The 19,497-nt window shown below is 61.5% G+C and carries 15 protein-coding genes and 1 tRNA gene; 6 read left to right on the forward strand and 10 right to left on the reverse strand.

Annotation, left to right across the window (positions count from 1 at the left end; genetic code table 11):
• Positions 1-2 precede the first annotated feature (2 nt).
• On the forward strand, positions 3-950 hold the full coding sequence (locus MHK09_RS09615) for a DUF808 domain-containing protein (protein WP_250413415.1): 948 nt from the start codon (positions 3-5) through the stop codon (positions 948-950).
• A 15-nt stretch (positions 951-965) separates the two neighbouring features.
• On the opposite strand, the gene zupT is transcribed toward MHK09_RS09615, so the two are convergent.
• Both zupT and MHK09_RS09625 read right to left on the reverse strand, forming a co-directional pair.
• On the reverse strand, positions 966-1,763 hold the full coding sequence (gene zupT / locus MHK09_RS09620) for a zinc transporter ZupT (protein WP_179386311.1): 798 nt from the start codon (positions 1,761-1,763) through the stop codon (positions 966-968).
• A gap of 34 nt (positions 1,764-1,797) precedes the next feature.
• Positions 1,798-3,735: a BCCT family transporter gene (locus tag MHK09_RS09625; RefSeq protein WP_250413416.1), complete on the reverse strand. Its 1,938-nt coding sequence runs from the start codon at positions 3,733-3,735 to the stop codon at positions 1,798-1,800.
• Between the two features lie 194 nt (positions 3,736-3,929).
• On the opposite strand from MHK09_RS09625, the gene MHK09_RS09630 reads away from it, so the two are divergent.
• Positions 3,930-5,015: a hypothetical protein gene (locus tag MHK09_RS09630; RefSeq protein ID WP_250413417.1), complete on the forward strand. Its 1,086-nt coding sequence runs from the start codon at positions 3,930-3,932 to the stop codon at positions 5,013-5,015.
• Between the two features lie 27 nt (positions 5,016-5,042).
• On the opposite strand, the gene selB is transcribed toward MHK09_RS09630, so the two are convergent.
• The 3 genes from selB to MHK09_RS09645 form a co-directional block, all read right to left on the reverse strand.
• Positions 5,043-6,815 (reverse strand): selenocysteine-specific translation elongation factor, encoded by a 1,773-nt coding sequence (gene selB, locus MHK09_RS09635; protein WP_250413418.1) that lies wholly within the window; start codon positions 6,813-6,815, stop codon positions 5,043-5,045.
• Positions 6,816-8,132, reverse strand: a complete 1,317-nt coding sequence (gene selA, locus MHK09_RS09640) for an L-seryl-tRNA(Sec) selenium transferase (protein ID WP_366511726.1) — start codon at positions 8,130-8,132, stop codon at positions 6,816-6,818.
• 25 nt (positions 8,133-8,157) lie between these two features.
• Positions 8,158-8,252: transfer RNA gene (locus MHK09_RS09645), tRNA-Sec, on the reverse strand.
• A 213-nt stretch (positions 8,253-8,465) separates the two neighbouring features.
• On the opposite strand from MHK09_RS09645, the gene MHK09_RS09650 reads away from it, so the two are divergent.
• The 3 genes from MHK09_RS09650 to MHK09_RS09660 all read left to right on the forward strand — a co-directional run bounded on the left by MHK09_RS09650 (position 8,466) and on the right by MHK09_RS09660 (position 10,325).
• The gene (locus MHK09_RS09650; protein WP_040425059.1) at positions 8,466-9,023 is read left to right on the forward strand and encodes a hypothetical protein; all 558 of its coding nucleotides are present in this window, start codon (positions 8,466-8,468) and stop codon (positions 9,021-9,023) included.
• A 12-nt stretch (positions 9,024-9,035) separates the two neighbouring features.
• Entirely contained in the window at positions 9,036-10,019 is a 984-nt protein-coding gene (selD, locus tag MHK09_RS09655; RefSeq protein ID WP_250413419.1) for a selenide, water dikinase SelD, read from the forward strand.
• Positions 10,020-10,082: 63 nt separating this feature from the next.
• Positions 10,083-10,325 (forward strand): hypothetical protein, encoded by a 243-nt coding sequence (locus MHK09_RS09660; RefSeq protein ID WP_250413420.1) that lies wholly within the window; start codon positions 10,083-10,085, stop codon positions 10,323-10,325.
• Here MHK09_RS09660 and nrfD read toward each other — a convergent pair.
• The 5 genes from nrfD to MHK09_RS09685 form a co-directional block, all read right to left on the reverse strand.
• A complete protein-coding gene (nrfD, locus tag MHK09_RS09665; RefSeq protein ID WP_250413421.1) occupies positions 10,322-11,437 on the reverse strand; it encodes an NrfD/PsrC family molybdoenzyme membrane anchor subunit in 1,116 nt (371 codons plus the stop codon). The two genes, MHK09_RS09660 and nrfD, sit on opposite strands and share 4 nt — an antisense overlap.
• A complete protein-coding gene (locus MHK09_RS09670; RefSeq protein ID WP_005323573.1) occupies positions 11,434-12,492 on the reverse strand; it encodes a 4Fe-4S dicluster domain-containing protein in 1,059 nt (352 codons plus the stop codon). Before MHK09_RS09670 ends, nrfD begins: the two co-directional genes overlap by 4 nt.
• Complete coding sequence (gene fdnG / locus MHK09_RS09675; RefSeq protein WP_250413422.1) at positions 12,493-15,759, reverse strand: formate dehydrogenase-N subunit alpha; 3,267 nt, start codon at positions 15,757-15,759, stop codon at positions 12,493-12,495.
• Between the two features lie 47 nt (positions 15,760-15,806).
• Positions 15,807-16,394 (reverse strand): pyroglutamyl-peptidase I, encoded by a 588-nt coding sequence (gene pcp, locus MHK09_RS09680; RefSeq protein ID WP_250413423.1) that lies wholly within the window; start codon positions 16,392-16,394, stop codon positions 15,807-15,809.
• A 188-nt stretch (positions 16,395-16,582) separates the two neighbouring features.
• On the reverse strand, positions 16,583-17,665 hold the full coding sequence (locus MHK09_RS09685; RefSeq protein ID WP_250413424.1) for a thermonuclease family protein: 1,083 nt from the start codon (positions 17,663-17,665) through the stop codon (positions 16,583-16,585).
• 281 nt (positions 17,666-17,946) lie between these two features.
• Between MHK09_RS09685 and MHK09_RS09690 the strand changes: the two genes are divergently transcribed.
• A complete protein-coding gene (locus MHK09_RS09690; protein ID WP_005323578.1) occupies positions 17,947-19,308 on the forward strand; it encodes a dicarboxylate/amino acid:cation symporter in 1,362 nt (453 codons plus the stop codon).
• Positions 19,309-19,497: the final 189 nt, after the last annotated feature.

Raw genomic sequence — 19,497 nt, forward strand, 5'->3', positions numbered from 1 at the left:
TTATGGCCGGTGGCCTTTTTGCCCTGCTTGACGACGTCGCCCTGATCGCCCGCTCCGCTGCCTCTAGCGTTGACGATGTGGCCGCCCTTGCGGGCAAGACCTCCGTGAAGGCCGCAGGTGTGGTCGTCGATGATGCGGCCGTAACCCCGCAATATGTGGAGGGGATTAAGCCCCAGCGCGAGTTGCCGATGATCTGGCGCATCACCAAGGGCTCGCTTATCAATAAGCTCGTCATCATCTTGCCCATCGCGATGATCCTCTCTTGGATCGCGCCGTGGGCGCTTACTCCCATCTTGATGTGCGGCGGTACCTATCTATGCTTTGAAGGCGCGGAAAAAATCCTGCACCACGTTCTCCCCCACCGAGAGAAGGAAACTGAATCAGTCCAGGAAAAGGGCGCAGACGCCGAAGATAGCTTGGTCAAGTCCGCGATTACCACTGACCTCATCTTGTCTGCCGAGATCATGGTCATTTCCCTAAATGAGGTCATCAACGAGCCATTCTGGATGCGCCTGGGTGCCCTCATCTTCGTCGGTATCTTGCTGACCCTGGGTGTCTACGGCGCCGTAGGCCTCTTGGTCAAGATGGACGATATTGGCATGGCCCTTAATAAGCGCCACGATGGCAAGTCCACGGTGGGCAACGCCTTGGTCAAGGGCATGCCGATCGTTCTCGATATCATCGGCGTCATTGGTACCGCCGCCATGCTGTGGGTAGGCGGCCATATCGTGGTCAAGGGCCTGCACGAGTTCGGCATGGATCAGCCCCACGAATTCATCGCGTCCACGACCGAGAATATCTCCAATGGCGCCCTGGCATGGCTGGCAGATACCGGCATGTCCATGGTCTGCGGCCTGGTGCTCGGCGTAGTGGTTGCCACCATCGTGATGGCGGTCAAGGCCTCCTTTGGCAAGACCTCGGCCACCTCCGCCCAACCGGCGGAGGCTTAAAGCGCCGTAGCCCAGCTACATAAATAGCATGAGCGATACCGCCATCACGGCCATGCCGGCAATCAGGCCGTAGATGGCGTGATGGTGCTCGCCGGTCTCCTCAGCGGTGGGCAATAGCTCATCCAGCGAGATGAAGACCATAATGCCGGCGATGGCGGCGAAACTAATGCCCATCGTCGCCGGCCCAATAACCGGCATGAGAAGGCCAAAGCCGATGAGCGCGCCGAGCGGCTCAGCCAGTCCAGACAAGGTGGCCCACCAAAAGGCCTTCTTGCGGGAGCCAGTGGCCTCGCGCAGCGGAACAGCCACCGCAATGCCTTCCGGAATATTGTGAATGGCGATGGCCACCGCCACCGGCACCGCAACTTCCTTAGATTCCAGACCGGATAAGAAGGTGGCGAATCCCTCAGGGAAATTGTGCAGGCCCAGCGCGCAGGCGGTAAATACGCCAGTTTTCATTAGCTTCTTGCGGCGGGCTTCTTCGGCCGTGGTGGCCGGCTCATGGGGATTAATCTCCTCCGGCACGAGCCGGTCAATGATGGCGATGACGGCGATGCCAGCAAAGAACGCCCCGACGGCGGCCCAGGTGCCGGTGGTTTCCTCGCCGAGGGCGTCGGAAAGCTGCGCAATGCCTTCCGGCAGGATCTCCATAAAGGAGACATACAGCATCACGCCGGCCGAAAGCCCCAGTGCAGCGGCCATAAAAGCCGGCCCCGGCTCGCGCCTTCCCACCGCCAAAGCGCCGCCAATCGAGGTCGATAGACCCGACAGCAGCACCAAGGCGAAGGCAAAGGCAAAGGTACTAAAAGTCATAGCTGGCACCCTACCAGCCAATAATTGTCAAGTATTAATTTTCTTCCTTATCTTCCGGTACCGGAGAGATGAACTCGCCATTCTTGATAGATGGATCGTTGTCCACATACTCGCCTGCCTCATAGTCATAGCCCACGGCGCGGCCCTCTTCGTCCGTGCGCGCGTACCAATCGGTCACCTCTGCTGCAGTGGAGTTAAAGTGCGCGCCCGTTGCGTAGTCGCCGTCTGTCGGCTCGATAGACAGGGCAAAGTTATCGCCATAATCGCGCACGCCCCGCACGATCGCATTAGAGACCGCTTCGTCCTCGTAGAAATGACGGATGGAGGCAGGATCATGGCGCAGCTCGCGCACCAACGCGATGCACATGAGCACGATGATAACCGCGAAAGGCAAAGCCGTCACCGTAATAAGGTTCTGCAGGCCCTGCAGCGCATTACGGCCACCGGCAAGCAAAATGACCACGGCAATGCCAGCCATACATACCACCCAAAAGACCGTTACTGCCGGGTTGGGCTTGGGGTTGCCGCGCTGGGTGAGCTGCGAGTTCACAATGGATGCGGAGTCAGCCGTGGTAATGAAGAAGACCACCAGCATGATGATGACGATGGGCGCCATCCACTCCGCTCCTGGGAAGTGGTCCAAGACCTTGAAGAAGATGTCTTCTGCCGCCGGCATGGAATCAATAGTGCCATCTGAGGCGATATCGCCATCGCGGCGCTGCAACCAAATGGTGGTACCGCCCAGGATGGTAAAAGCGGCAACAATGATGGCCGAGGGAATAAGCAACACACCGAGCACGAACTGGCGGATGGTTCGCCCGCGCGAAATCTTGGCTACGAAGACGCCCACGAATGGCGACCAGGATACCCACCACGCCCAGTAGAAGGTGGTCCAAGAGGACAGGAAGGCCACCATGTCTTCGCCCTCGCCCATGTTGGCGGAGAGCATCTGCGGCATTTCATCGAGATATTCAATCACCACGGCCGGCAGCATATTGGCCAAGAAGGCGGTCGGCCCCACGACGAAGAAGAACAGGGCCAGTGCCATGGCCAGCACCAGATTGATATTGGAGAGCCACCGAATGCCCTTGGCCACGCCGGAGACGGCCGAGAAGATCGTTCCGATGGACAGTACCACGATGATTACCAGCGCCGCGGCATTGCCGGTGGTAGACCAGCCGCTAACCAATTCCACGCCGCGGCCGATCTGCAGCGCACCGATGCCCAGCGTGGCGGCGGTGCCGAAGAGAGTGGCAATAATGGCCAGGCCATCGATGATGCGCGCGGGCAGGGAATCAGAGGAGCGATTGCCAAAGAGCGGCATCAGGATGGAGCTCATCAGCGGCACGCGGCCGCGGCGGAAGGACACGTAGGCCACGCACAGGCCCACGATGGCGTAAATTGCCCAGGCGTTAAAGCCCCAGTGCATGGCTGCCTGCGCCATGGCGCCCAGCACCGCTTCATCGCTCGCAGCCTCATAGGCACCAGGGCGCGGCGAAAGGTAGTAGCTCAGCGGCTCGAAGGGGCCGAAGAAGATAATGCCGATGCCAATGCCGGCGCCAAAGAGCATCGCGGCCCAGCTCACCGTGGAAAATTCCGGCTTCTCCCCATCTAGTCCGAGAGGGATTTTGCCGTACTTTGAAATGGCCAAGATGATGAGCAAAAACATCAGGAACGTCGCTAGGGCGGTAAAGATCCAGCCCAAGTTACGCATCACCCAATCGAGCGCTGCCGAAGAAGCATCGAAGACCTGCTCGGGCGCAATCACACCCCAGATTACGAAGGCGACGACCAGTCCGCCGACCACAAAAAGGATCGGCTTGTCTACTCCATACTTGACCTTCTGGTCCTCAATGGCAACGCCCGGCACCAGTGCGGGGTGGATATTATGCGGGTACATAATGTCTTTGAGAATGCGCTTGGCGTTGCGGGTGCGCTTTTTGCTTTCCTCCGAATTATTCACCCCACGCACAGGGCGGGATGAGGAAGACGGTAAAGAAGAGATGGTTCTACTCCTATTTTGTTTTCCGGGTTTCACTTTTAAGAGAGCTGTCTACACATTAATAGAAACTCGCAGGATATAAAGCTGGCGCCAGCCCTATCCCCCATATGCGTAAAATGAGCTACGCATTGTTTACCGGCCTTTAACCTTGGGAGTGACTTTCTATGGCGCTATACCCGCTCGCGACTAGTTACTTCGGCGTGGAGCATGTTGCGGTCCTCGAGCACCCAGTGCTGGGCACCGCATTGAGTATCCCCGGCGTGGCGAAGCACGCTGCGCTTGTCGACGTCTCCCTAGAACCCGATACCTACACCAACGGCTGGCGCGTTCGCTCAGACTTCGGCTTCTTAGGGTTTCTGGACGAGGTCGAGGCGGCGGAATATCCCGCCTTGGAGCGATTGAAGGCCTCCTCTGCACAGCCGCAGACGATCGCCACCGTGGAGGTAGTTGACGGCCAGGTCGAGGTTGCCGTGTCACTGGGCCTGTGGCCCTGGATGGTGCCGGTCAATGACCAACCGCAAGGAACCGCGCTGCTCTCCGGCGGACGAGGCGTGCTGATCGATACCGCTGCCGGCGACCTATCGCCCGCCCAGCTTGAGCAGATGGGCACGCAGCAATTTTTCGTCACACTGGACGACCTTGCCGGCACCGCGGTGGCGACCTGCGACGATACGGTTCTCGGTCGCCTCGGCGACAGGGCCGCGCTCCCTGGACTGCGCGCCGCATTCGCTGCGGCACACTGTTCTGGGGCGGGGCTTTCTGCCCGCGCCTACGCGAGCCACGGCATGCTTGCCGTCGATCTCCCCGCCGATGAGGCCACCACCGCGGAGCTCTTCTCCCCCGCTGTTCCACCGCTGCGCGTGCCCGCGCCACAACCTGCGATTCCCGCCGCTGCGCGCGCAACCACGCCGGCTCAGCCCGAGGTCTGGGAGCACACGCTTTCCGGCGAAGCCATCGTGACGGCGCTGCCCACCGGCTCGCGCCGCCCGAAAGGGCCACAGGCCCAGCCGGCTGCACCCGCTAAGCCAGATGCGCCAGCTCAGCAGCACAATGAGCAAGCACAACAACCGCCGGCCAGCGCCAAGCTGGCGGAGTTGGTCTCCTCCATCCCAGGAGAGCAGAATTTCAGCTGGCGTGCGCTGCCGGTAGCCGAAGAACCGGGCCGCTTTTCCTCCGAATCCGCGCGGGTGCGGGCCCGGCGCATGGCGCGCGACACGTCTCACCACCGCGGGGGCAATCACCGCAAATAGGTGCGATGCTCAGCCGCAGAGGCCACGCTAGCGCAATGTGCGTTGGCCCCCGTCGCCGCGGCGAGTAATCCGCTGGGCGTCGAGGTATTCCAGCAGCGGGATGGCTACCCGCCGCGTGGTGCCCAGCGCTTTACGGGCTGCCGAAAGCGTAAAGGGCTGCTCCAGTTCGCTAAGGCGCCGGCGCGCTCCCTCCGGTGCCGAGGGCAAGAGCACGATTCCCTGCTTGAGGCGCAAAAGGCGCCCGGCGCGCTCGGCGGCGGCAAGTTCCTTTGGGCCCAGGCCCAGCTCCGTTAGGTCATCTGCCTCGGGGGCCGCAAAGGGTTCTACCTTAAGCCTTTCCTCGATGGCAGCGACCCCGCGCTCCGCCGGGCCGAGGTCCGCCCGCTGCCCGGGAAGGCGCAACACTCCCTCACTGCTTTCCGCCTTCGCAGCGGCGATGGCTAGGCCCAGCAAGCCTTCTTCTTGCAGGCCGAGGGCGTCCATGGCCGCCTTGCGCGGCATTCCCGGCGCTAGGGGATGTGCGGCGGTGTGGGCTTGCAGGGCGTGGGTAAGCGCTTGCTTCCACCGAGTTACCTGCGAGGCCGCAATCCACCAGTCGCGGAAAGCGATAATGCCTTGCGGCGGCGCTGTAGTTGCAAAACCATCGCGATCAAGGTCATCCAGACGGGCAAAACCGACGCGGCGCAGGTAGGAGGCAGGATCGCGGAAAGAGTCCTGGGCACTGAGCTCTTCTGCGCGGTGGCGGGCGGCACCGCGCCGATTAAGCTCCGGCGGTCGCAGATCTACTGCCTCTACCCCAGCGACGACGTGCCGGCCGCCAGGGCTGCGCACTACGAAACGATCAAGGAGCCGCAGCGGCAGCGGGTGTGCCAGGCTGATGCGCGCGAAATCGGCAGACAAGGGACGCAGGTGGGCCTCCACCCCGGCGGTACCGGTGTGCACGACGAGGTTATCGGGCAGCCCGTCGAGCTCCGCGCCAAAGGTGCGGCGGACATCGAGGTGGTCCACCAGGCGCCACGCACCCGGGGTAAGCAGCACGTCGCCGCGGTGGATATCGGCGGCATCCGCCCCGCGCAGGTTGACGGCCGCACGAGTGACGGGGCCGAGTGAATCCTCCGCGCGATTTTCGCTGTGCAGGCCACGAATCTCCACGGCCCTTTCCCCACCAGCCGTGGCCACCTTAAGGCTATCGCCCACGCGCAGGGTGCCCGCCGCAAGCGTTCCGGTAACCACGGTGCCCGCGCCCTTCACGCTAAAGGCGCGGTCCACCCACAGGCGCACGGGTGCCTGCGCATCGGGAGCGGGCACAGTGGCAAGGACCTCATCGAGCGCCTGCCGCAGCGCCGCAATGCCGTCGCCGGTAGGGGCGGATACGGGGATAATGGGGGCGTCGGCAAGCGGGGCGCCGGCCAGCTGCGTTCGGATTTCTGCGGTGCGGTCCACAGTGGCGCGGTCGCTGCGAGTTAGCGCGATAATGCCGTGCTCTACGCCCAGCGCGCGCAAGGCATCGCGGTGGTCGGTGGACTGGGCCTGCCATCCCTCATCGGCCGCCACAACAAAGAGGACGACCGGGGCCGGGCCCACGCCAGCGAGCATATTGCCTAGGAATTTTTCATGCCCGGGCACATCTACGAAAGCCACATCCGCGCCAGAAGGCAGCGTGGTCCAGGCAAACCCCAGATCAATGGTAAGGCCGCGGCGCTTTTCTTCCTCCCACCGGTCCGGGTCCATCTCCGTAAGAGCCCGCACCAGGGTGGACTTGCCGTGGTCCACATGACCGGCAGTAGCGACGACGTACACCTAGCCCACCGCCTTAATAGCGGAAATAACCGCGGCGTCGTGGTCGGCAGGAACGCAGCGAATATCCACCAAGCAGCGGCCCTGATGCACGCGACCTACTACGGGCGGGTCCTGGCGGCGCAGCGCGTCCGCATAGTGCTCAGGCAGGCTAACCGCGAAGCCGGGCAGCGGGTACTCCGGCGCCCCGCCACCGCCCACGCGGCCATCATGAGGCACCACTTCTGCCCCAACTGCCTGCGCGATGGCTTCCGTGCGCTCGCGGTGGGTCTGGGGATCGAGGTGGAGGGCGTCCTGCACCGCATTCGAGGGCGTCGAAATGGCCGCCTCCAGCGCGTTGAGGCGCAGCTTATCTATGCGCACCGCACGCGCCAGCGGATGCTTCTTCACCGCGGCAATCGCCTCCTGGGTGCCGAGCAAGATTCCTGCCTGCGGGCCACCGAGAAGCTTATCGCCGGAGGCTATGACGATATCGGCGCCGGCGCGCAGCTGGGCCTGGATATCTGGTTCCTCTGGCAGCGCTGGGTCATGGGTGAGCAGGCCGGAGCCCAAGTCCACGATGAGCCGCGTATCGTGCTCCACCGCTAGGCGGTGCAGATCCTCTACCCCGACTGCGGAGGTAAACCCCTCGATGCGGAAATTGGAAGGATGCACCTTCAAGATGGCGCCGGTGTTATCGCCCAGCGCGCATTCATAATCGGCCAGGTGCGTGCGATTCGTCGCGCCTACTTCCTTGAGGCGCGTGGCCGTGGACTCGATGAGCTCCGGCAGGCGAAAACCAGCTCCTATCTCAATGAGCTCGCCGCGCGAGATGATGACCTCTTTGCCGGGAGCGAGCGCAGCGGTAGCCAGCAGCAAGGCGCTAGCGCCGTTATTGACCACGAGGGCATCTTCTGCACCGGGGCAGGCCGCGAGCAGTGCGGCCCTGGCGCCGGCACCGCGATTTCTGGATCGCTTGCCCGAGTCCAGGTCCATTTCCACATCCGTATAGGAGGCAGCGGCCTGCAGGGCCTCTACCGCGGCGCTGGGAAGCGGGGCACGCCCTAAGTTCGTATGAATGATGACGCCGGTGGCGTTAATGACCGGCTGCAAGGAATGCGCATTCTTTTGTTCCAGGCGCTGCGCAATTTCTGCGGGTATATCGCTGACCGGCAGCTGACCGCGGCGCGCTTGGGTGACTACGCCCTGGATAATCGCGCGGATGGCGTGCTCGGCTAGGCGCTGGCGCGCGGATTCTACTTCCGGCAGCTGGAGCAGCTCGTCCATGCGGGGAATATTCCTGCGGGGATCCGGGCTGGCAGCAGGCGTGGGCGTGGGCACTGTGGCATTCCTCCTTGCGCGCGGGTGGCGGAGACGGACAGGAATCGAACCTGCCAGACCGAGATGCTCGGCCTCACCGGTTTTGAAGACCGGGGCGCCCACCAGGACACGTACGCCTCCGTGTGCTCACCTTACACGGGGGAAGAAATTTCCCGGGATTCTCCGTACAATTAACGTTTTTCTAAGATTCAGGCTAAGATTCTACTTATGTTCCTATCAGGTTTAAGGCGGCGAGAGATTGGCCGGCGCGCGGGCGCCGGTTGCATACTCGGCTTCGCCCTTCTCGCCACCGCGTGCTCCCCTGCCACTTCCCCACCTGCGGAGTCCCCCAACATGACCCGACCAGAGGTGGAGTCGCAGCAGCTGGAAGCCTTCACCGAGGACGCAGCCGGCGCCCCACATGGCTTCACTGCCACCGAGCCTGGCACCCACTTGCGCTATGGCGAGACGGCCTCCGTCCTCACAGAATCTCGCGAGGGAAATATAAGTTATTTTAAGGTTCGGGTAGATGCCCCACGCCTCGCTGACAACATCCGCCCTACCGGCTCTTCGGAAGACTTCACCCTCCCCGAGTCCGCCTCCACCATTTGTTTCCCAGTATCGCTGACGTACCTCGGAGCAGCGGATACCTCCGCACCGACCTCCCTTCCAGACCTCGCACCAGCTACAGCTGATGGCTCGCGCGCCAATGAGGTGCCCAACTCCGCCGCGGCAAGCTGCCCATATAGCCAGGTCCCTGCGATACCCAAGGTGGGCCAGACCTATCGCACCGCACTGGTTTCCTTTACAGAACCTGCCCATGCGGCAAGCGATCCCCACGGGGCACAGTTCCACTTCCACGTGCCCTCCTTCAACCGCCTCGACCGCGCGGAGGCAATTTCCTGGGGCTAGTAAAATGGCGCTATGACCCAAGATATTAAGCTCACCTCTTTCGCAGCTGGTGGCGGCTGCGCCTGCAAGATCCCCGCTGGGCAGCTGGAATCCGCCGTCGAAGGCCTCATTGGCAAGGCCGACCCCAACGTGCTGGTCGGCTTGGACGATGGCGATGATGCCGCAGCCGTAAAGATTCAAGATGGCCTGGCGGTCATCTCCACCGCGGACTTTTTCACTCCCATGCTCAATGACCCCTATGACTGGGGGCGGGTGGCCGCGGCCAATGCGCTGTCTGATGTCTATGCCATGGGTGGCACCCCGGTTACCGCCATTAACCTGGTGGGCTGGCCCAATGAAAAGCTGGGCCTGGATGTGCTGCGCGAGGTCCTGCGCGGCGGCATGGACATAGCCACCGCGGCCGGCATCTCCGTAACGGGTGGGCATTCCATCACCGCGCCCGAGCCGCTGTACGGCATGGCCGCTACCGGCATCGTGGCCCCCGACAAGCTCATGCGCAACGACGCCGCCGAACCCGGCCTGCCCATCACCCTGACCAAGCCCATCGGCGTGGGCATCCTCAACAACAAGCACAAGGCCACCGGCGAGGTCTCCCAGGCCGCGGTTGATTCCATGACCACCTTGAACCGTGAGGCCGCCCGCGCTGCGGTGGAGGCGGGCGTGCGCGCAGCCACGGACGTCACCGGCTTCGGGCTGCTCGGCCACCTGTACAAGATGTGCCGAGCCTCCGGCATTGCCGCGGAGCTCGATTTTTCCGCCGTGCCCACCGTCGAGGGCGCGAAAGAGGCGCTGGCGGAGGGCTTCATCCCCGGCGGTTCCCGCCGCAATCTGGACTGGGTGCGCCCGCACCTCGATACCTCCTTGAGCGAGGAAGAGCTGGTGCTGCTTGCCGACGCCCAAACTTCCGGCGGCCTCCTCCTCATCGGCGAGGTGCCCGGCTACCCCGTCATCGGCCATACCACCGAGCGCACCGGCGATGCCTTCATTAAGGCCTAAGATGCGCCGACGCCTCCCCGCTTTCCTCGCCTCCACCACCCTTGCTGCGGCGGGGCTGGTGGGGTGCTCGTCCGAGGGGGCATCGCCAATGAGTACTCCCCCTTCGAGTTCACCGCCGCTGACAGGCGCTTTTACTGCTCCGCCTGGCCGGTCGAAGAGTCAGTGTCTACCACGTGCGTGACCACCGTGGGCGATGTGGCGCTGAACTACTACCTCCACCGTGATGGCCGCGACTCCGCAGCCGAGCAACAACGCATGGAAGACATCGGCTCGGAGCTCGCCCCCGTCCTGCAGGACCTGGACTAGTCCGGGCTCACCACATCGTGGTCGAGGCCCTGCTCGCGCCGGCGCTTTTCCGCCCGGCGCTTCTGCGGCCCGATGGTGGTCTCCGGGTTCTTCACCGCTTCCAAGCCAGCGTTGAGCACGCCAAAGCGCGTGCACGCCGAGCCTGCCAACAGCGATAGCCCCGCAGCCACAGAGACTGCCCGCGACTTCGTGGCCGCGGCCAGCGCACTACCCACGCCGCCGGCCGCGATGAAGTATTCCGAGGCCTTCATCAACGCGCCCGGCCTGCCCTCGTGCAGCGCCTCGCGCGGCTCCGGCTCCATGCCTTCTTCAAGAACCTTGGTCGCCACCAGATCGCTGGCCGCCGCGGCCATGCCCAACGCGCGGGCCGGTCCCGCGTGCTCGACCGGAGTGGTCACCATAGCCAGGCCTGACGACGCCGCACCCGCCGAGGAAACGAAAACATACGGCAGGTGCTTTTTCATGTCATTCCACACCGGGTTCGAGGTATTGGACAGCAATACCGCGGTATAGCCCGCGAGCGGACCACCAAGCACGCCCGCGACCGCGCCCGCCGGCCCGGCCGACTTCTTCAGCGCCGTGCGCACAAACTTCGGCAACGGCAGCTTGTGGCCAGTCGCCGCATCCACTTCCGCGGCGGCCGGCAGCGCGGCCGCGCTGGCAAATCCCGACAAAATCCACGAGCCCATGGACATTGGCGAGGTCACCTTGAAGACGCGGAACATGTTCAATGCGCGTTCCGGGCGGCCCAAATCCAGAATCAAAAAGACCGATCCCACGGCCGCCGCGCCAAAGGCAGAGATCCGCGTGGTGCGCCGCAGCGGCGCATTGCCGGCGGCCTGTGCACCAGCGGCCAAGAGCCCCGAGCCGCCGCTCACGCCACCCAGGAAGAAGTAGGCGCCGATGGGCCATTCCCACGGCGGAGCCTTCACCACTGGTCGGCCATAGTAAGACGAGAACTCGAAGTCCTGCGCCATGCGCTCCTCTTTGGAGCCGTCCTGCGCACCCGCGCCCGGCCGCTTCCGCTTCTTCTTCGGCTTTGTACCGTCGAACTTCCGGTAGCGATTGCGGCGCTCCGGCTGCGGTGGACGGTATTCATCAAAGTTGCTCATTTGCGTCCCCCAATCAGGAAGGAACCAGCCACGGCCAGCGCCATGCCGCCGATAGCCTTGGCTGCGGTCTTATACATCTGCGGCAAATCGGCCGTCGGCACGCGCGGATCCGGCGGCAAACCGTAGACCTCTGGTGAATCCAACAGCAAGAAGATGGAACCGGTTCCGCCCACGCCATCGTCCTGGTTGGCGCCGTAAAGGCGGGCCTCGGTAAGGCCTTGCTCGTGCAATACACGCACGCGTTCCTTGGCCGCGGCCACCATCTCCTCGTACGGGCCGAACTGAATGGAATCGGTAGGACAGGTCTTAGAACATGCTGGCTGCTCTCCCTGCTTCAGGCGGTCGTAGCACATGGTGCACTTTTGGGCCACACCCAAATTCTTAATCGGCATCGACTCGCCTGGCGTGTGGTCCGGCCCCTGCGGGGCAAGCTGCTTAAGCTTTTTCAGCACGTTCACGCCGGCATGGGAATTATCCACGTAATCCACCGTGGCCGTCTTGTCGTACTTCAGCGCCACACCGCCGTCATCGCGGCGCTCGATGACGCCAAACGGGCAGCCGGCCACGCAGGTACCGCAGCCATTGCACACATCATCTTGGACCACAACGGTGCCAAACTCGGTGCGGAACAGCGCGCCGGTAGGACACACGTCCAAGCAGCCCGCATGCGTGCAGTGCTTACACACGTCCGAGGACATGAGCCACCGGAACGTATCCGTATCCGGCGGGGTGGTATCAACCTCTGGGGCCTGCGCCCCTACCGAGGGCATACCCAGGGAAATGAGATTCTTTCCCTCCTCGCGGGCTTGCTCGATGCGGTCATTGTTTTGCTCCACAAAGGCCACGTGCCGCCAGGTATTTGCTCCCAGTGCGCCGGTGTTGTCATAGGAATCACCCGTGACGTCATAGCCTTCTACCGGGTTGCGGTTCCACTCCTTGCACGCCACCTCGCAGGCCTTACACCCGATGCACACGGAAGTATCGGTGAAAAAGGCCATACGGCGGTACTTGTCGTAGCCATGCCGGCTCGCATTTTCGGTCAGAAGATTTGTCATTTACTTACCTTCTTCGCTTTCCTCGCCCTTTTCGCCGTGCTCATCCACATCCGCGGGCTGCTGCGGCTCTGGGTTATAGGTGAAGGAATCATCCACGGTGAGCAGATCATTGCCGGAATCCAGGTTCAGGTGCGCGCGCTTCTGATATTCCTTGAGCATCTCCACACGAGCCTCGCCGCGCGGGCGACGGCCCGGCTGGATATCGCAGGCGCCGATCTTGGAATTCTGGATGAATACGTTCGGCTCCAGCGTAAGGCCCAGCAGATCATTGGCGCCATCGCCTGCAACGGCCGTGGAATCGGACTCGCCATAGTGATACGGCAAGCCGATCTGGTGGAACTCCTCACCGTTGATCTTCATCATCTGCATGCGGTCAGTGACCAAGACCTGTGCCTCAATCACGCCGCGCGGCGAGACGATGGTGGCCCACTTGCCGTTTTCCAAGCCACGCTTTTCTGCCAAGGCCTTATCGACCTCGCAGAAAAGGCCCGGCTGCAGCTCCGCCAAATACGGCAGGCGGCGCGACATCGCACCCGAGGTATACATCTCGGTGAGGCGATAGGTGGAAAAGACAAACGGGAACACCTCGGAGCCCGGCTCGCCAGGTTCTGGGCGCGACAGGTTGTCTGGGCGCTTAATGGTCAGGCGCGTCGGCGACTGCTGCTGCTTGTACAGCACGTTGTGCACCGGGGACTCGTGCGGCTCATAGTGGGTGGGCAATGGGCCGTCGGAAAGCCCGGTCGGTGCAAAGAGCCAACCGCGGCCATCTGCCTGCATAATGAAGGCATCGGTGCCATCGAGGGCGTCCGGGCCCACGGCGTCGACCGGAGCCTTGTAGTCCGGGGCCTTGGTAGCCGGGAAGTCCGGCACGTCATCGCCAACCCATTGACCCTGGTCAGCGTCCCACCACACATACTTCTTGCGCTCCGACCACGGAGTGCCGTCCGGCTTCGCCGAAGCACGGTTGTAGAGCAGGCGGCGGTTGGCCGGCCATACCCAACCCCACTCGGGAGCTACCTCGTTTTGCTCCGACCCCGGTACCTTGCGCGCGGACTGATTAATGCCGTCCTTAAACACGCCGGTATAGATCCAGCAACCGCCCGAGGTGCTGCCGTCATTCTTCATCTCCACGAAGGCAGGCAAAAGCTCGCCCTTCTTCGGGCCCTCTAGGTAGTAGCCGTTGATCTCCTTGAGGACGTCCTCAGAATTCGGCTCGCCTTCCTCGGTTTCCACATAGTCCCACGTGACCTTCTGCAGAGGAATATCTCGCGGATCGGTGGAATCGCGCAGGCGCTCCTTGATCTTCTTGCCCAGCTGGTAGAAGAACCAGAGGTCACTCTTTGCATCCCCTGGCGGTGGGGCTGCCTGGAAACGCCACTGCAACATGCGCTGCGTCTGGGTAAAGGTTCCTGCCTTTTCCACGTGGGTGGCCGCCGGCATCAGGAAGACCTCGGTGCCGATGTCTTCGGTCTTAAGCTCGCCGTTTTTAATCTCCGGCGAATCCTTCCAGAAGGAGGCGGTCTCAATCTCCTGGAAATCGCGTACGACCAGCCACTTCAGCGCCGCCAAGCCACGGCGTTGCATGCCGCCGTTGGACTGTGCCACGGCCGGGTTCTGGCCAAACACAAAGTAGCCTTCCACCTGCTCATCCAACATGGCCATGAGCGTTTCATAGGTAGAATGCGCACCAGAAATGCGCGGCATGAGGTCATAGCCCCATCCATTGTCCTTGGTTGCCGCATCGCCCCAATAGGACTTCATCAGCGAGACTGCGTAGTTCTCACCGATCTGCCAAAAGCCCTTCTGCGACTCGTTACGGATTCCATCAACAAACTCTGGCCAGCTTTGCTTTTCGACGCTCGGCATCGGCAAATACCCCGGCAGCGAGTGGAACAACGTCGGGATATCGGTAGAACCCTGAATCGAGGCGTGGCCGCGCAGCGCCATAATGCCCGAACCTGGGCGACCCACATTACCGGTGAGCAGCTGCAAGATGGCCGCGGTACGAATGAACTGCGCACCCAAAGTGTGCTGAGTAAAGCCCAAAGCATAAGCAAAGCACGTGGTGCGATCCGGCGTGGAATTCTGCGCAATCGACTCCGCAAGGTAGTAGAAGTCCTCTTGCGCAATACCGCAGGTCTCCTCCACTATCTCAGGCGTATAGCGTGCGTAATGGCGCTTGAGAATCTGGAAAACCGAATTGGGATGCTCCAGCGATTCATCGCGTTCCACATTCCACGACGCACCCTCCGGCTTCTGCACGTATTGCCACGAATCCGTGACGTACTTACCGGTCTCTGGGTCATAACCAGAGAACAGACCATCTAGATCCTCGGTGTCCTGGTAGTCCTCCGAAATGATCATCGGCGCATTGGTATACGCCACCACGTAGTCATGGAAATACAGGTCATTGTCCAGCAGGTAGTTAATGACTGCGCCCAAAAGCACCACGTCCGTACCGCCGCGAATACCAATATGGCGATTCGCAAAGGCAGACGTGCGCGTATAACGCGGATCCACGTGAATGATGCGGGCACCACGCTTCTTGGCTTCCACCACCCACTGGAACCCCACGGGGTGGCACTCGGCCATATTAGAACCCTCAATGACAATGCAGTCCGCATTCGCCATATCCTGCAGCGGTTGGGTTGCGCCGCCGCGGCCAAACGAAGTTCCTAGACTAGGAACGGTGGCGGAGTGTCATATACGCGCCTGGTTCTCAAGCTGAATCGCACCAGCAGCGGTAAATAGCTTCTTGATGAGGTAATTTTCCTCATTATCCAAGGTCGCACCGCCCAAACCGGCGATGCCCATCGTGCGGTTGAGCACACGACCTTCATCGTCCACATCCTGCCAACCGTTGCGGCGGGCCTCCAAGAAACGATCCGCAATCATCTCCATCGCGGTATCTTCATCAAGGTCCTGCCACTCCGTAGAGTGCGGCGCACGATACTTAATCTTGGTCAAGCGCGTAGCGGAGTTGATCAACTGCTCCGACGCGGATCCCTTAGGGCACAGGCGCCCACGGGAAATAGGCGAATCCGGATCGCCCTCCACCTGGATGACGCGGTCATCTTTGACATACACGCGCTGCGAGCAACCAACCGCACAGTACGGGCACACCGACTGCACCACGCGGTCTGCTTCCACGGTGCGCCCATGCTTATCTTTACTCTTTTGAGACTGCGTATTGACGTCCCTGCCGAAGGGATCGCCACTGCGCAGCTGGCGCACAACCGGCCAGTTGAGAGGGCTAAAGCGAGACATGTCCTTTAATCTATATTTTGCCGGTTAAAAAAGCCACAAAGGCTACCCTAACTAGCTTGCACCGCCCAGAGTGCCCGCTCGATCCCCTCAACGATCTCCGCCAGCTCCATCATGGGCTTATCCGGTTTCTCCTGTTCTGTAATGAATGGGACGTGGACAAATCCGGCGCTTATCCCGGTGCCCGCGAAGTGATGCAAGAGACCATAGAGCAGCTGGTTGCATACAAAGGTCCCGGCCGTATTCGACAACCGCGCCGGAATATCCTCCATCGCCGCAACCATTTCCTTTACCGGCAGCGTAGAGAAGTATGCCGCCGGGCCCCCTTCCACAACCGGTACATCCACCGGCTGATAACCCGCATTATCAGGAATATCGGCATCCATAACGTTAATCGCGACCCGCTCCGGGGTGATATGCGCCCGCCCACCGGCCTGGCCCAAACATACAATTGCATCGACCGCCGAGCCCTCCGCGGCCTCGATCGCCCGACGCAGCGATTCCCCGAACTTCGTCGGGATCACCAGCTTGATGAGCTCCGCGTCTCCAATGCGATCCGGCAGTTGCTGAAGCGCTCGTTCCGTGGGGTTGATGCTCTCTCCGCCGAAGGCGTCAAATGCGGTTACGAGGATTTTCATGCTGCCAGTATTCCAGATCCCGGGACACTCCCGCCCTTCGCGCTCACCGGCAGCACCTAAATGGCGCTTCCTCTTAATCCTGGTGAGCGGCAAGGGTGCAGGCCCCAACCCCGCTCCCCTCGCGCTCACCGCGAGCCATGCTCCAAGCACTCACGGTTCTGCCCGTGAGCGCGAAGGGCGGGGGCTGCCTAACCAATCTGCTGCTTCGTAGTGCAGTCGATCTTCGCGTATGAACGCCCCTTCTTATCCACGGACGTCATGGCATAGTTTCCGCCATAAGCTCGGCACCCGGTGTAGTTATCGACCACCGGCGCCGGCTGAGGTGCGGGCTGCTGTTCGGGAGCTTGGTATTCAGCCACATCGTCATGCGTTGGCTGCTCCGCTACCTCTACTTCCGGCGCATCGTGCTCCTGCTGGCGAATCTCCTCTAGCCGCTCCTCTGCACGGCGGCGTTCTTCTTCCTGGCGCTCCTTCTCGCGCTTCTCTTCCTCCTGCTTTTTCTCCTCCAATTTCTCGAGCTCTTCGCGGGTTTGTTTCTCCTTCCCCTCAAGCTCGCGTTCCTTCTTCGCGGCAATCTCCTTCGGGGCATCCGGATACGCTGCTTTCTGGAAGGTGCTTCGATCATCCTTGCGGCGAGTCAGAACCGCTAATCCGGCCTTCGCAGCTGCTGACTTGTCCAGTACATCCTCGTACCCCGCAATATCAGCTTCCCCGGAAGCTGCAAATGCTGCCGCCGCAGCTTCAGCGCCGCTAAGCGCCTCGGCCATGCCCTTATCGCTGGAAACCTTGCACTCGTCCGAGACCCCAAAGATCCCTTCGCCGGCGTCTTTAGGGCCGCGTTCGGCATTGCGCACTTCGTCGTAAAACTTGTCGTTTCCGCCAAAGACAACCGCCGTGGCTAGCCCTTCGGCCGCAACATCCGCGTTAATGAAGTCATCGTCGATAAAGACACCGGCAAGAGTGCGGCTGTACTTGTCAGTCCGCTCGGAGTCATATTCCAACCGGACCTCCGTGCCCTTTGGCAGCCGCCCTTCCAGGTACTGCTTCGCTTCCTCCGCGAGGCACTCACTCGGTTCGCCGTTATGGCCGATTTCCGGCGTATCAATATTAAGTAGCCGGACGCGGGTATTTTCGCCGTCTATGTCGACGTCAATGGTGTCGCCATCGATCACTCGGTTGACCACCACAGTATCTTCATCACCGCCGCCTAAAGCAACGGAAGCCACTGCGCCAACTGCGAAAATGCCAACGAGAGGTTTAACCCAGCCCATGAATGTTCCTCCTGAGAAAGATAGAGAGAGTAGCTATCTAAAGTTAGCAATGGGACACACGTGGTAGTTCAAGGTCCCTTCCCTTCGCGCTCACTGGCGTCGAAAAGCAAGCACAAAACCACCTCTCCGTGAGCGCGAAGGGTGAGGTTGCGGCCACTGCATATAACTCGCACTTTGTGCCTATGGACGCAGAAGGAATAAGCTGAGCGATGTTGAAGTTGAACAGGACAGTATCTGGAAAATAGTCCGATCTGTCCATTTTTATTTTCAAAGGAATCTTTATGTCTCAACAAGAATCTTCGCGCTCCAAGCTTCCCGGCTGGGCCACGGGATTCGGTGCTCAGGTCATCGCGGGCCTCATCATCGGCCTCATCCTGGGCTTCATCGCCTCTGGCATGGATACCGACCCAGATAACCCGGGCTGGTTGACCACCCTGCTCACGGGCGTCGGCAGCGCCTACGTCCAGCTGCTCAAGGTGATGATCCCGCCACTGATCTTCGCCGCTGTTGTTACCTCCGTCGCTAACCTGCGCAAGGTCGCCAACGCCGCGTCCCTGGCAATTTCCACGCTTGTGTGGTTTGCCATCACCGCATTCTTCTCCGTCTTGACGGGCATCATCGTCGCCGTCGTGATGAAGCCGGGCATCGGCACGAGCATCGATGCTGCCACCGCGCAGGATCCTTCCCACGTCGGTTCGTGGACCGCGTTCTTCGAACAGCTTCTGCCCCAGAACTTCGTGGGCCTTTCCGCCTCGCTTTCCGACGGCGAAGTATCCCTCAGCTTTGGCGCCCTCCAGCTCCTCGTCATCTCGCTGGCCATTGGTATCGCCGCCGTCAAGACTGGCAAGTCTGCCGAGCCTTTCCTGCGCTTTACCGAGTCCTTCCTGAAGGTCATTCAGGTCATCCTGTGGTGGATTATCCGCCTTGCCCCGATTGGCACCGCGGCCCTCATCGGCAAGGCCGTAGCTACCTACGGCTGGGATGCACTGGGCTCGCTGGGCAAGTTCGTCTTGGCCATGTACGTCGGCATGGGCCTGGTATTTGCCGTGGTCTACCCGGCAGTGCTGAAGTTCAACAAGATCCCGGTCATTGGTTTCTTCAAGCGCGTATGGCCTGTGACCTCCCTGGGCTTTGTCACCCGTTCTTCGATGGGCGTCATGCCAGCTACCGAGCGTTTCAGCGAAAAGGCTATGGGCGTTCCCTCCGAGTACGCTTCCTTTGCTATTCCGCTGGGCGCAACTACCAAGATGGATGGCTGCGCTTCCGTATACCCAGCCATCGCTGCCATCTTCGTCTCCCAGTTCTATGGCATCGACCTTGACTTCACCCAGTACCTGCTCATCATCTTCGTGTCCGTTATCGGTTCCGCCGCTACCGCAGGCACCACCGGCGCAACGGTGATGCTCACCCTCACGCTTTCCACGCTCGGCCTGCCGCTGGCCGGTGTTGGTCTCCTGCTTGCCATCGAGCCGATCATTGACATGGGCCGTACCGCACTGAACGTCACCGGACAGGTGCTGTGCGCCACCATCGTGGCTAAGCGCGCCGGCATCCAGGACAAGGCAACCTGGGATGCTGCCGAGAACGGCGTCAAGCACATTATGGATTCTGACTCGGCTGAGGCTATCGGCGTCAAGGCTTAAACCAGTCTCCTCTTGAGTTCAGAGGGTCGTTGCAACACTTTCCCTTAGGAGGGTGTTGTTGTGTCTGAGGTTGTTGGCCCGTTTCATTCGTTGTCTGAATCGGATCGTCGTGGCTTAGTTGCCTTGGTTGGCAGTGGGCGTAGTGTCCGTTCGGCGGCTGGTGAGCTTGGCTGTCATTACGGGCATGCT

Origin of the sequence: Corynebacterium tuberculostearicum (assembly GCF_022347235.1) — a bacterium.
Classification (GTDB): Bacteria; Actinomycetota; Actinomycetes; order Mycobacteriales; family Mycobacteriaceae; genus Corynebacterium; species Corynebacterium tuberculostearicum_F.